A 12,664-nucleotide genomic window follows, 5' to 3' on the forward strand; every position below is an offset into this window, starting at 1 on the left:
GTTCATCACGGCAAAGTGTGCATGCCAGCCGTTCATGCCGACCATGTGGGCTTCGGCATGCCGGACCGGTCCGAGTAGTTTGACCTTCCGAGCCCCGAGCTTGCCGCAACAACGCGAAGCCGAAGGGGAGTCCAGAGGGCCGAAGGCCCTTTGGCCGCCGGAGGCGTTTCCTAGGCTGAAACCCGAGAGATCAAGATACCTCCGGTGGCCAAAGGGAGTTCCTCCCTTTGGAATCCCATTCCGCTTCGCGTCCGGCGCGGACAAGTGCAGCATCCAGGATATGGAAAACAAAAGCGGGGACGCGGCTAGGCCGCATCCCCGCTTTGAACGCCGAAAGCGGCGTGGGAAGGCTGGGAGCTATCCTTTCAGGTGGGTGATGACGCCGGCCATGTCCAGGGCGCGGTAGGCCACCATGCCCATCATCAGCACCAGGTAGGCGCGCAGGCCGAACAGGGCGATGCGCCCGGAGCGGGAGAGCTTCATGGGCCCCAGGGAGTCGAGGTCGCGCTTGGCTTCCGGGGCGTCGAAGCAGGGGTGGACCACGACGTAGCTTTCCTCAACGGCGGCGATGGCGGCGGGGGAAGTGTTCGTGCAGTTCATGATGGTCTCCTTTTCGATTCCGGTTAGAACGTGAAAATTTCGGGCAGCAGCACCTGGGCCGCAAGGATCAGGGAGAGGCCGAAGAAAACGACGATGATGGTCCAGTTGGCCACGTTGTTCCAGGGCTTGTTCACCAGTTCCTCGCCCATGAGCTCCTTGTCGTTCAGCAGGAGCTGCAGAAAGACGATGGCGGAGGGCAGCATGATCCCGGCCAGCACCTGCACCGAGAGGATGATGACCTGCAGCGGCGCGCCGGGGATGAGCACCAGCCCGGCGGCCAGGCTCACGAACAGGGCGTAGGCCCCGTAGAAGCCGGGCGCGTCCTTGATCTTCTTGTGCAGGCTGTGCGGCCAGCCCTTCACCTCGCCGTAGGCCCAGGCGCTGGAGAGCGAGATGGTGGTGGCGCCCAGGATGGCGGCGTTTATCATCAGCAGCAGGATGGCGTAGCGCACGCCCTCGCCGGCGATCCCGGCCAGTTCCATGGCCAGTTGGGCCGGGTCCTCGAAGGGGATGCCGTGGCTGAAGGCCGCGCTGCCCGCCACCATCATGCTCCCGGCCACGATGATGGTGAAAACCGCGCCAACCAGGGTGTCCAGCCGGGCGAACTTCAGGTCGGAGAAGCGCAACCGCTTGTCCGCCACGCAGCTCTGCTGGAAGAACAACTGCCAGGGCGCGATGGTGGTGCCCACGATGGCGATGACCAGGTAGACCAGGTCGGAGGTCAGACCGCCCGGGGGCAGGGTGGGGGCCACGGCGTGGCTCAGGGCCGCGCTCGCGCCGGGGCCGGTGCGCCAGGCGATGAACAGCCAGGCCATGTCCACCAGGCACAGGCAGACCACGATGCGCTCCCAGCGCAGGTAGCTGCCCGTGAGCACCAGCAGCAGGAGCCCCACGGCCGCGGCGGGCACGCCCCACACCGGGGGGATGCCCAGCTTACCCAGGGCCAGGGCGATGGCCGCGAACTCCGTGACCAGGGTCAGGAAGTTCACGAGCTGCAGGTCGATGAGGGAGAAGTGCCCCCACCACTTGCCGAAACGCTTGTAGATCATGGCCGCGTGGCCCTGGCCCGTGGCGATGCCCAGGCGGACCACCATCTCCTGCACGAGGTAGGTCACGGGCAGCAGCAGCGCCAGCACCCAGAGCAGGTGCAGCCCGTACTGGGCCCCGGCCTGCACGTATGTGGAGACCGCGCCGGCGTCGTTGTCGGCCTCCATCACGATGATGCCCGGGCCGAAGACCATCAGGAAGGTCACGACCTCGCGCATCCATTTCTTCTTGACCGTGACGGCCCCGGCGGGGGCGGCCATGGCCATGGCGTCGTTGGACATTGGCTTGTCCTCCGTGTCGTTGCGCGGTTGACCGCAGGGGCATGACGCGAGGCGTCCGCCTATACGGCTGCAAGTCGGAGGAGAAGGGAACTTGGGGGGCCTTCGCCTGCCGGCTGCTATCCATGGATGTCCGTGGAAGCTGCCGGGGCGTCGGGACCAGGGGAGGTCGGGTCGGCTAGGCGGCGGATTCCACGGAGCGCAAGTGTTCGCAATCGCTACTAGGGTGTGTAGGACCGGCGTCCATTCGGTCGAGCTCCGGTTGAGGTTGCAAAACAAAAAACCCTTTCCCACGGGCACGGGGGAAAGGGCGGAAAATGGCCATCGGGGGCCAGCAGCCGTTTCCCCCTGGTTCAAGCTTCAGCACCGCGCACCGTAAGAGGCGAAAGCCTCAGCCACCTTGGGCAGACCCTTAATCCGGGAATGCCTGTTCTACCCTGCGGACGTCTTTGGACGGGGCAGGGCAGTGGCCTGTGTGTCGCGCGGGAGCCTCACTCACCGGGGAACAAGGACCCTTTCTACCCTGCAGGCGGAGAAGTCAACAAAAAATGTGTCCGGGGGCGGATTACAGAAGCGAAAGTTTCGGTTGGATTGCGGAAATTGTAAAATATGAGCGAAATCAAGGGGGATTATTTGTTTGACAAAAATCCCCTGTCGAAATAGAGGGTGGCGACAATTCAAACAGTCGTTCCGGTGAGAGGAACAGTTCGCCACACGAAGCCACACGGCTCCACCCGCTGCGAAGAGCGGGCGAACAAGCCCCTGGAGAACCGCTTTGAAGAGCAAGGACAATGCATCGGAAACCCTGGCCAAGGGTCTGAAGATACTGGACCTCTTCGGCGTGTCGGACGCAGGGTACACCCTCAACCAAATCGCCGGGCGCGTGGGCATCAACAAGACCAGCGTCTACCGCTACGTCAACACCTACTGCGAGCTGGGCTACCTTCAGCGCGACGAGCGCACCCGCCTCTACAAACTCGGCGTGCGCAGCCTGGCCCTGGGCCACGCCATGCTTGAGAACAGCGAGATCGTCCGCCTGGTCAAGCCCCTGGTGGACGAAGCCCACGAGCGCCACAACGTGCACGTGGACGTGGGCATCGTCTCCGGCGACGCCATCTACCTGATCTACCGCCGGGAATCCAAATACACCACGGCCTTCCGCAGCTTCAGCTACGCCTCCGACCTTTACTACCTGGCCACCGGCAAGGCGGCCATGGCCTACATGGAGCCCGAGGAGCTGCGCCAGTTGGTGGAGCGCCTGGAGCTGCATCCCAAGACCGACAAGACCATCACGGACAAGCAGGAGCTCCTGGAGGAGCTCAGGCGCGTCACCGAGCTGGGCTACTCCTACAACAACGAGGAATCCGTGCCGGGGCTCATCGCCATCGGCGCGCCGCTCTACAGCCTGCGCACCAACAAGGTCATCGGGGGCGTCAGCTTCGACTCCGCCACGGACACCCACACCATGAAGGAGTTCGAGCGGCTCTATTCCACCTATCTGGTGGAGCTGGCCAAAAAGATTTCCGCGGTGGTCTCGCTCTAGGGCGGGCCCCGCAACGGATGCAACCGTTCCGGCCGGAGCGCGCATGCGGGGCATGCCGTCCGCAGGCCGGAAGCAACGTGAACCGAGGAGGAAGTTGGATGAAAAGGATTCTCGCACTGTGCATGGCTGCGATCTTCGGGTTCGCCAGCCTGGCCCTGGCCGCCGACGACACCGTCCGCATCGGCGTTTTCCTGCCCCTGACCGGCCAGAACGCCTTCGGCGGCCAGCTGGAGCTTGAGGGCGTGCAGATGGCTCACAAGGAAGCCGGCACCGTCCTGGGCAAGAAGGTCGAGCTGTTCGTCGTGGACAACAAGTCCGACAAGGTCGAGGCCGCCAACGCCACCAAGCGCCTGATCGAGAAGGAAAAAGTCCAGGCCATCATCGGCACCTACGGCTCCTCCCTGGCCATGGCCGGCGGCGAAGTCTCCGAGAAGGCCGGCATTCCCCAGGTCGGCACCAGCTGCACCAACCCCCTGGTGACCCAGGGCAAGAAGTACATCTTCCGCGTGTGCTTCATCGACCCCCTGCAGGGCGCCGGCGCCGCCACCTACGCCTACAAGACCCTGGGCTTCAAGAAGGCCGCCATGCTGGTCGACGTGGCCAACGACTACTCCGTGGGCCTCTCCAACTTCTTCAAGAAGTCCTTCACCAAGCTGGGCGGCCAGGTCGTGGCCACGCTGAACTACCAGTCCGGCGACCAGGACTTCACCGCGCAGCTGACCAAGATCATTTCCGAGAAGCCCGACGTCCTGTTCATCCCCTCCTACTTCGCCGAAGGCGCCATCATCATGAAGCAGGCCAAGGAGCTGGGCGCCACCTTCAAGATCATGGGCGGCGACGCCATGGACAACCCCGACATCGTGAAGATCGGCGGCAAGGCCGTGGAAGGCTTCGTGCAGACCACCTTCCCCTACGACCCGTCCATGAAGAACATGAACCCCACCGCCAAGAAGTTCACCGACGCCTGGAAGGCCACCCACTCGGCCGACAAGGAGCCCAACGTGAACGCGGCCCTGGGCTACGACGCCTACATGATCATCCTCGACGCCATCAAGCGCGCCAACTCCGCCAAGCCCGAGGACATCACCAAGGCCCTGGCCGAGACCAAGGGCTTCGAAGGCGTGACCGGCGCCACCACCATCAACGAGACCCACGACGCCGTGAAGCCCATCGGCATGATCATCATCAAGGACGGCAAGAAGGTCTACGAAGGCGAGATCACTCCCGAGCTGTAATGTGATCCGGCCTTGAGCCGTTGACGAACCATTCGGACAAGGGGGGGGCGACGGCCCTCCCCGCGTCCGCTGGCGGCACAACAAGAAGGACTTTCTCATGACCCCCGAAATGTTCATTCAGCACGCGCTCAACAGCCTCACCCTGGGCAGCCTCTACGCTCTCATCGCGATCGGCTACACCATGGTCTACGGCATCCTGCGCCTGATCAACTTCGCCCACAGTGAGATATTCATGCTGGGCGCGTACTTCGTTTTCTGGGGCGTCAGCCTCTTTTCCCTGCCCTGGCCCCTGGCCGTGGCGGCCTCCATCGTGTTCACCGCGGGCCTGGGCATCATGGTGGACCGCATCGCCTACCGCCCCCTGCGGGACGCCCCGCGCATCTCGGCGCTGATAAGCTCCATCGGCGTCTCGTTCTTCCTGCAGAACGTGGCCATCGTGTTCTTCCAGGCCATCCCGCGCGGCGTGTACCGCCCCGAATGGATGGAGCAGCCCTGGATCGTGGGCGCGGTGCGCATCCTGCCCATCACACTTTTCGTGCCCGTGCTCTCGGTGCTCTTCATGCTCGGCCTGCTCTACATCGTCTACCGCACCAAGACGGGCCTGGGCATGCGCGCCATCAGCAAGGACATCGAGACCAGCTACCTCATGGGCGTCAACGTGAACCGGGTCATCGCCATCACCTTCGGCATCGGCTCCGGCCTGGCCGCGGCCAGCGGCATCATGTGGGCCCTGCGCTATCCGCAGATCCAGCCGATGATGGGCACCATCCCGGGCTTCAAGGCGTTCATCGCCGCCGTGTTCGGCGGCATCGGCTCCATCCAGGGCGCGGTGGTCGGCGGCGTGGTCCTCGGCTTCATCGAGATCATGACCGTGGCCTTCTTCCCTGACCTGGCCGGCTACCGCGACGCCTTCGCCTTCATCCTGCTCATCGGCGTCCTGCTTTTCAAACCCACCGGCCTGTTCGGTGCTCGGGTGGAGGACAAGGTGTAATGAACCGCGGCACTCTTACCATCCTCAACGTGCTGGCAGTGGCCGCGCTGGGCTTGTTCATCTGGTGGGCCCAGGGCTCGCTGGACGGCTACAAGATCCAGATCCTCAACCTCATCGCCGTGAACATCATCCTGGCGCTGTCGCTCAACCTGATCTACGGGTTCACGGGCATGTTCAGCCTGGGGCACGCCGGGTTCATGGCCATCGGCGCCTATGTCTGCTCCATCCTGATCCTCACGCCGGACCAGAAGGACACGCTCTTCATCATCGGCGGCGCGGCCCAGTGGGTGCAGGACGCCCAGGCCCCCTTCGTGGTGGCCACCCTGGCGGGCGGGCTCGTGGCGGCCCTGTTCGGCTTCATCATCGGCTTCCCGCTCCTGCGCCTCGGCGACGACTACCTGGGCATCGCCACCCTGGGCTTCGCCGAGATCGTGCGCGTGGCCGCCACCAACATGACCAGCGTGACCAACGGCGCGCTCGGGTTCAAGGGCATCCCGGCCTACGCCAACCTCTGGTGGAACTTCGGCTGGTGCGTGGTCACGCTCTACGTGATCGTGCGGCTGCTCAAGAGCAACACGGGCAACGTGCTCAAGGCCATCCGCGACGACGAGACCGCGGCCAAGGCCATGGGCGTGAACGTGTTCCGCATGAAGCTGCTCTCCTTCACGGTGGGCTCCTTCTTCGCGGGCATCGGCGGCGCGCTGCTGGCCAGCCTGCTGACCACCATCGACCCCAAGATGTTCCTCTTCACCCTGACCTTCAACGTGCTGATGATCGTGGTCACCGGCGGGCTGGGCTCGCTCACGGGCTCGGTGCTGGCGGGCATCGGCATCACGGTGCTGCTTGAGTGGCTGCGCGTGGTGGAGAACCCGGTCTTCATCGGCGACTTCGAGCTGGCGGGCATCCCGGGCATGCGCATGGTGGTGTTCTCGCTGGCGCTCATCGTGGTCATCCTCTTCAGGCGCGAGGGCCTCATGGGCATGCGGGAGTTCTCCTGGCAGGCCGTGGGCTCCAAACTCGGCCTCGGCGGAAAGCCCGGCAGCGGCAAAGGAGGCCTGGCCCAATGAACAAGGACATCGTGCTCGAAACCACCGGCCTGACCATGCGCTTCGGCGGCCTCACCGCCGTGAGCGGCTTCAGCGCCGCCCTGCCCAAGGGCAGCATCACCGGGCTCATCGGCCCCAACGGCGCGGGCAAGACCACCTGCTTCAACATGATCACAGGCTTCTACAAGCCCACCGAGGGCCGCAACGTGTTCATGGGGCGCGAGCTCACCGGCCTGCCCCCGCACGAGGTCTGCCGGGCGGGCATCGCGCGCACCTTCCAGAACATCCGCCTCTTCGGCAACGAGACCGTGCTCGAGAACGTGATGATCGGCAGCTACGTGCGCCAGAGGTCGAGCTGGCTGGCCTCGGTGTTCTGCCTGCCCTCCGCCTTCAGGGAGGACAAGGCCATCCGCGAGCGCTCCCTGCAGCTGCTCGACGTGGTGGGCCTGGCCCATCTGGAGAACGAGCAGGCCTCCAGCCTGCCCTACGGCGCCCAGCGCAGGCTGGAGATCGCCCGGGCCCTGGCCACCCGCCCAAGCTTGTTGCTCCTGGACGAGCCCGCCGCGGGCATGAACCCCCAGGAAACGCAGGACCTCATCGGCTTCATCCGCCAGATCAGGGACCAGTTCGACCTCACGGTGCTCCTCATCGAGCACGACATGAAGCTGGTGATGGAAATCTGCGAACACATGTGGGTGCTGGACTACGGCGTGACCATCGCCGAGGGCGCTCCGGCGGCCATCCAGTCCAACCCGAAGGTGATCGAAGCCTACCTGGGAGAGGAGTACGCCTGCGATGCTTAAGATTACCGACCTCCACGTGCACTACGGCGGCATCCACGCCTTGAAGGGCGTCTCGCTGGAGGTGCCCCAGGGCAAGATCGTCACCCTCATCGGGGCCAACGGCGCGGGCAAGTCCAGCACGCTGCGGGCCATCGCCGGGCTGGTGAAGAACAAGAAGGGCTCCATCACCTACAACGGCCGCGAGCTCTTGGGGCTGAATCCGGTGGAGGTGGTCAAGGCGGGCATCGTCATGGCCCCCGAGGGCAGGCGCATCTTCCCGCACCTCACGGTCATGGAGAACCTGCACCTGGGCGCCTACAGCCGGGACGACAAGGACGGCATCGCAGCCGACCTGGCCTGGGTGTTCGAGCTCTTCCCGCGCATGAAGGAGCGGCAGGACCAGAAGGGCGGCACCCTCTCCGGCGGCGAGCAGCAGATGCTGGCCCTGGGCCGGGCCATCATGGGCAAGCCCCAGGTGGTCATGCTCGACGAGCCGAGCCTGGGCCTGGCCCCCCTGGTGGTGCGCGACGTGTTCGAGATCATCAAGACCATCAACCAGGAACGCGGCATGACCGTGCTCCTGGTGGAGCAGAACGCCTTCGCGGCCCTCAAGGTGGCCCACCAGGCCTACGTGCTGGAGACCGGCACCGTGGTCCTGGAAGGCACCGGCGAGCAGCTCATCGCGGACCAGAGGGTCTGCCAGGCCTATCTCGGAGGATAGCTCCATGGACAGTTCGCTACCCGATAACCCCGGGGCGGACGGAAACCGGCAGGCCGGGCAAAGCCCGGCCGAGCACCGGATGGAATCCGACTGCCTCGGGTCTCTGCCCGTTCCCGCGGACGCCCTCTACGGCATCCAGACCCAGCGGGCCATCCACAACTACAACATCACCGGGGTGCGCATCTCGCACTATCCGGAGTTCATCAAGGCCCTGGCCGCCATCAAGAAGGCGGCGGCCCTGGCCAACAACCGCCTGGGCCTCTTGGACGACGAGCGCACCCAGGCCATCGCCTACGCCTGCGACCAGTTGCTGGCGGGCAAGCACCGCGCCCACTTCCGGGTGGACGTGATCCAGGGCGGGGCGGGCACCTCCAGCAACATGAACGCCAACGAGGTCATCGCCAACCTCGCCCTGGAGCGCCTGGGCCATCCTCGCGGCGACTACGCCCGCCTGCACCCCAACAACCACGTCAACCTCTCCCAGTCCACCAACGACGTCTATCCCACGGCCATCCGCCTGGCCCTGGTGTACATGGGCCTGAACCTGCACAAGGCCATGGGCCGCCTGGCCAGGGCTTTGGAAGACCGCGCCCGCCGCTTCGCCCACATCATCAAGATCGGCCGCACGCAGCTGCAGGACGCCGTGCCCATGACCCTGGGGCAGGAGTTCCACGCCTGGGCCATCATGGTCGGCGAGGACAGGCAGCGCCTGGTGGAGGCCCTGGACCTGGTGCGCGAGATCAACCTGGGCGGCACGGCCATCGGCACCGGCATCAACGCCCCGGACGACTATCCGGCCCTGGCCGTGAAGCTGCTCTGCGAGGTCAGCGGGCAGAAGATGATCCTGGCCGAGAACCTGGTGGAGGCCACGCAGGACGCCGGGGCCTACGTGCAGTTCTCCGGCGTGCTCAAGCGCACCGCCGTGAAGCTCTCCAAGATCTGCAACGACCTGCGCCTGCTCTCCTCCGGCCCGCGCTGCGGCCTGGGCGAGATCAAGCTGCCCGAGATGGCCCCGGGCTCCTCCATCATGCCCGGCAAGGTCAACCCCGTGATCCCCGAGGTGGTGAACCAGATCGCCTTCCAGGTCATCGGCTCGGACCTCACCGTGACCCTGGCCGCCGAGGCCGGGCAGCTCGAGCTCAACGCCATGGAGCCCGTACTGGCCCACAACCTGTTCGGCTCACTCATGCTGCTCAAGCGCGGCTGCTTGACCCTGGCCGACAAGTGCGTCAGCGGCATCGAGGCCGACGAGGCCCGTTGCCGGGCCTTCGTGGAGCAGAGCCTGGGCCTGGCCACGGCCCTGGTGCCCCACGTGGGCTACGAGTCCGCCAGCCACATCGCCCGCGCCGCCCTGCACAAGGGCGTGAGCGTGGCCGAGGCCGCCGCCGAAATGCTCGGCTGGAGCGCCGAGCGCCTGGCCGAGGTGCTCGACCCCGGCCAGATGCTGGCCCCCCTGCCTTCGCCCAGGCCCTACTCCCCGGACGGGGAAGAGTGCAGCTGCGGCATCTGATCCATTCCAATCCCGGCCCGCCGCGCGCGGCGGGCCGTCACCCAAGGTAGGCACGCTTTGAACCTGAAAATCTTCTCCATGGGCGGCACCATCGACAAGATCTACTTCGACGACCTCTCCGACTACGCCGTGGGCGAGCCCCAGGCCGGTGAGATCCTCAAGGAGGCCAACGTCACCTTCCCCTTCGAGGTGGAGGAGGTGCTGCGCAAGGACAGCCTGCACCTGACCGACGAGGACAGGCAGCTGCTGCGCAGCCGCGTGCAGGCCCACCCCGGCAGATACGTGCTCATCACCCACGGCACGGACAGCATGGTGCTCTCCGCCAAGGTGCTCATGGACATCCCCGACAAGGTGATCGTGTTCACCGGGGCCATGTCCCCGGCGCGCTTCAAGGGCACGGACGCCGTGTTCAACGTTGGCTGCGCGGTGGGCGCGGTGCAGTCGCTGCCGCCCGGGGTGTATATTTCGATGAGCGGCCAGGTGTTCCGGGCGGACAAGGTCCGCAAGAACCGCGACGCGGGCCGCTTCGAAGCAACCGAATAAAAAGCAGGAGGAGCAAGACATGAACGAGCGCTTCCTGGCCCACCTGCAAGGCTCGCTGGACCAGATCAAAGCCGACGGCTTCCAGAAGGACGAACGCGTCATCGCCAGCCCCCAGTCCGCCAGCATCACCCTGGCCTCCGGGGCGCAGGTGCTCAACTTCTGCGCCAACAACTACCTGGGCCTCTCAGACGACCCCAGGCTCATCGCCGCCGCCAAGGAAGGGCTGGACCGCTACGGCTTCGGCCTCTCCTCGGTGCGCTTCATCTGCGGCACCCAGACCATCCACAAGGAGCTGGAGGCCGCGCTGTCGGCCTTCCTCAAGACCGAGGACACCATCCTCTACTCCAGCTGCTTCGACGCCAACGGCGGCCTGTTCGAGACCATCCTCACCGAAGAGGACGCCGTGATCTCCGACGCGCTGAACCACGCCTCCATCATCGACGGCATCCGGCTGTGCAAGGCCAAGCGCTTCCGCTACGCCAACAACGACATGGCCGACCTTGAGGCCAAGCTCCAGGAGGCCGACGCGGCCGGGGCGCGCTTCAAGCTCATCGCCACGGACGGCGTGTTCAGCATGGACGGCGTCATCGCGGACCTCAAGTCCGTGTGCGACCTGGCCGACCGCTACAACGCCCTGGTCATGGTGGACGACTCCCACGCCGTGGGCTTCATCGGCGCGAACGGCCACGGCACCCTGGAGCACTGCGGGGTGGAGGGCCGGGTGGACATCGTCACCGGCACCCTGGGCAAGGCCCTGGGCGGGGCCTCGGGCGGCTACACCTCCGGGCGCAAGGAGATCGTTGATCTTCTGCGCCAGCGCTCCAGGCCGTACCTGTTCTCCAACACGCTGTGCCCCTCCATCGCGGCGGCCACCCTGGCGGTCCTGAAGCTGTTGGACAGCCCCGAAGGGGCCGGGCTGCGCGCCAAGGTGCGGGACAACGGCGAGTTGTTCCGGCGCGAAATGGCCGCCCTGGGCTTCGAGCTGGCCGGAAAGGACCACCCCATCATCCCCGTGATGTTGGGCGACGCCCGCCTGGCCGGGGACATGGCCCGGGAGATGCTCGCCCAGGGCATCTACGTGGTGGGCTTCTCCTTCCCGGTGGTGCCCAAGGGCAAGGCCCGCATCCGCACCCAGATGAGCGCGGCCCACAGCACGGAGCAGATCGAGCGCGCCGTGGCCGCCTTCGCCAAGACCGGCAGGAAACTGGGCGCCATCTCCTAGCGCCCGCAGCAAAAAGAAAAATAGAGGCGACACGCCATGAAAGCTCTCGTGAAGCAGACGTTCGGCCCGGGCCTCGTGCTGGCCGACGTGCCCCGCCCCGAGGTGGGCCACAACGACGTCCTCATCAAGATCATCAAGACCGCCATCTGCGGCACCGACATACACATCTGGAAGTGGGACGAGTGGTCCCAGAAGACCATCCCCGTGCCCATGCACGTGGGCCACGAGTACGTGGGCGAGATCGTGGAGATGGGCCAGGAAGTGCGCGGCTTCGCCATCGGCGACCGCGTCTCCGGCGAGGGGCACATCACCTGCGGCTTCTGCCGCAACTGCCGCGCCGGGCGCAGGCACCTTTGCCGCAACACCGTGGGCGTGGGCGTCAACCGCGCCGGGGCCTTCGCGGAATACCTGGCCATCCCGGCCTTCAACGCCTTCAAGATCCCGGCGGACATCAGCGACGACATGGCCGCCATCTTCGACCCCTTCGGCAACGCCGTGCACACGGCCCTCTCCTTCCCCCTGGTGGGCGAGGACGTGCTCATCACCGGGGCCGGGCCCATCGGCGTGATGGCCTCCGCCGTGGCCCGGCACGTGGGCGCGCGCCACGTGGTCATCACCGACATCAACGACTACCGCCTGGACCTGGCCAAGAAGATGGGCGCCACCCGCACCGTGAACGTGGCCCGGGAGAAACTGCCCGAGGTGATGAAGGAACTGGGCATGACCGAGGGCTTCGACGTGGGGCTGGAGATGTCCGGCGTGGCCTCGGCCTTCTCCTCCATGCTCGAGAACATGAACCACGGCGGCAAGGTGGCGCTGCTCGGCATCCTGCCCTCCAACACCGCGGTGGACTGGAACCACGTGATCTTCAAGGGCCTGGAGATCAAGGGCATCTACGGGCGCGAGATGTTCGAGACCTGGTACAAGATGGTGGCCATGCTCCAGAGCGGGCTGGACCTCACCCCCATCGTGACCCACCACTTCCCCATCGAGCAGTTCGAGGCCGGGTTCGAGGTGATGATGTCGGGCAACAGCGGCAAGGTCATCCTGGACTGGCGCTAGAAGGCCTGTGGGCAAGATTATGAGGGACGCCCCATGGGGCGTCCCTTTTTCATTGCGTCGGGCCAATCCGGCCCCCGCCCTTTA

General features: G+C 65.7%; 12 protein-coding genes and 1 riboswitch. Of the genes, 10 read left to right on the top strand and 2 right to left on the bottom strand.

Annotated features, from left to right (window positions below; all coding sequences use genetic code 11):
* Positions 1-357: 357 nt before the first annotated feature.
* Both MLE27_RS16965 and MLE27_RS16970 read right to left on the bottom strand, forming a co-directional pair.
* Positions 358-600 carry a hypothetical protein gene (locus MLE27_RS16965; protein WP_243313688.1) on the bottom strand — a complete coding sequence of 81 codons (243 nt, stop codon included), beginning with the start codon at positions 598-600 and terminating at the stop codon, positions 358-360.
* Between the two features lie 23 nt (positions 601-623).
* Positions 624-1,928: an Nramp family divalent metal transporter gene (locus MLE27_RS16970; RefSeq protein ID WP_243313689.1), complete on the bottom strand. Its 1,305-nt coding sequence runs from the start codon at positions 1,926-1,928 to the stop codon at positions 624-626.
* Positions 1,929-2,263: 335 nt separating this feature from the next.
* Positions 2,264-2,435, bottom strand: a riboswitch (M-box (ykoK) riboswitch).
* A gap of 265 nt (positions 2,436-2,700) precedes the next feature.
* On the opposite strand from MLE27_RS16970, the gene MLE27_RS16975 reads away from it, so the two are divergent.
* The 10 genes from MLE27_RS16975 (at position 2,701) to tdh (ending at position 12,580) form a co-directional block, all read left to right on the top strand.
* Positions 2,701-3,468 (top strand): IclR family transcriptional regulator, encoded by a 768-nt coding sequence (locus MLE27_RS16975; protein WP_243313690.1) that lies wholly within the window; start codon positions 2,701-2,703, stop codon positions 3,466-3,468.
* Positions 3,469-3,566: 98 nt separating this feature from the next.
* Entirely contained in the window at positions 3,567-4,703 is a 1,137-nt protein-coding gene (locus MLE27_RS16980) for an ABC transporter substrate-binding protein (RefSeq protein ID WP_243313691.1), read from the top strand.
* 97 nt (positions 4,704-4,800) lie between these two features.
* The gene (locus MLE27_RS16985) at positions 4,801-5,694 is read left to right on the top strand and encodes a branched-chain amino acid ABC transporter permease (protein ID WP_243313694.1); all 894 of its coding nucleotides are present in this window, start codon (positions 4,801-4,803) and stop codon (positions 5,692-5,694) included.
* The gene (locus tag MLE27_RS16990) at positions 5,694-6,761 is read left to right on the top strand and encodes a branched-chain amino acid ABC transporter permease (RefSeq protein ID WP_243313696.1); all 1,068 of its coding nucleotides are present in this window, start codon (positions 5,694-5,696) and stop codon (positions 6,759-6,761) included. Before MLE27_RS16985 ends, MLE27_RS16990 begins: the two co-directional genes overlap by 1 nt.
* Entirely contained in the window at positions 6,758-7,543 is a 786-nt protein-coding gene (locus MLE27_RS16995; protein WP_243313697.1) for an ABC transporter ATP-binding protein, read from the top strand. The genes MLE27_RS16990 and MLE27_RS16995 overlap by 4 nt, the downstream gene beginning before the upstream one ends.
* Positions 7,536-8,243: an ABC transporter ATP-binding protein gene (locus tag MLE27_RS17000; RefSeq protein WP_243313699.1), complete on the top strand. Its 708-nt coding sequence runs from the start codon at positions 7,536-7,538 to the stop codon at positions 8,241-8,243. Before MLE27_RS16995 ends, MLE27_RS17000 begins: the two co-directional genes overlap by 8 nt.
* Before the next feature lie 4 nt (positions 8,244-8,247).
* Complete coding sequence (locus tag MLE27_RS17005) at positions 8,248-9,753, top strand: aspartate ammonia-lyase (protein WP_423747989.1); 1,506 nt, start codon at positions 8,248-8,250, stop codon at positions 9,751-9,753.
* A 57-nt stretch (positions 9,754-9,810) separates the two neighbouring features.
* The gene (locus tag MLE27_RS17010; RefSeq protein WP_243313701.1) at positions 9,811-10,296 is read left to right on the top strand and encodes an asparaginase domain-containing protein; all 486 of its coding nucleotides are present in this window, start codon (positions 9,811-9,813) and stop codon (positions 10,294-10,296) included.
* Between the two features lie 19 nt (positions 10,297-10,315).
* The gene (locus tag MLE27_RS17015) at positions 10,316-11,518 is read left to right on the top strand and encodes a glycine C-acetyltransferase (protein ID WP_243313704.1); all 1,203 of its coding nucleotides are present in this window, start codon (positions 10,316-10,318) and stop codon (positions 11,516-11,518) included.
* A 36-nt stretch (positions 11,519-11,554) separates the two neighbouring features.
* Positions 11,555-12,580 carry an L-threonine 3-dehydrogenase gene (tdh, locus tag MLE27_RS17020; RefSeq protein ID WP_243313706.1) on the top strand — a complete coding sequence of 342 codons (1,026 nt, stop codon included), beginning with the start codon at positions 11,555-11,557 and terminating at the stop codon, positions 12,578-12,580.
* The last annotated feature ends 84 nt before the right edge of the window (positions 12,581-12,664 follow it).

The organism is Fundidesulfovibrio agrisoli (assembly GCF_022808715.1).
GTDB lineage: Bacteria > Desulfobacterota > Desulfovibrionia > Desulfovibrionales > Desulfovibrionaceae > Fundidesulfovibrio > Fundidesulfovibrio agrisoli.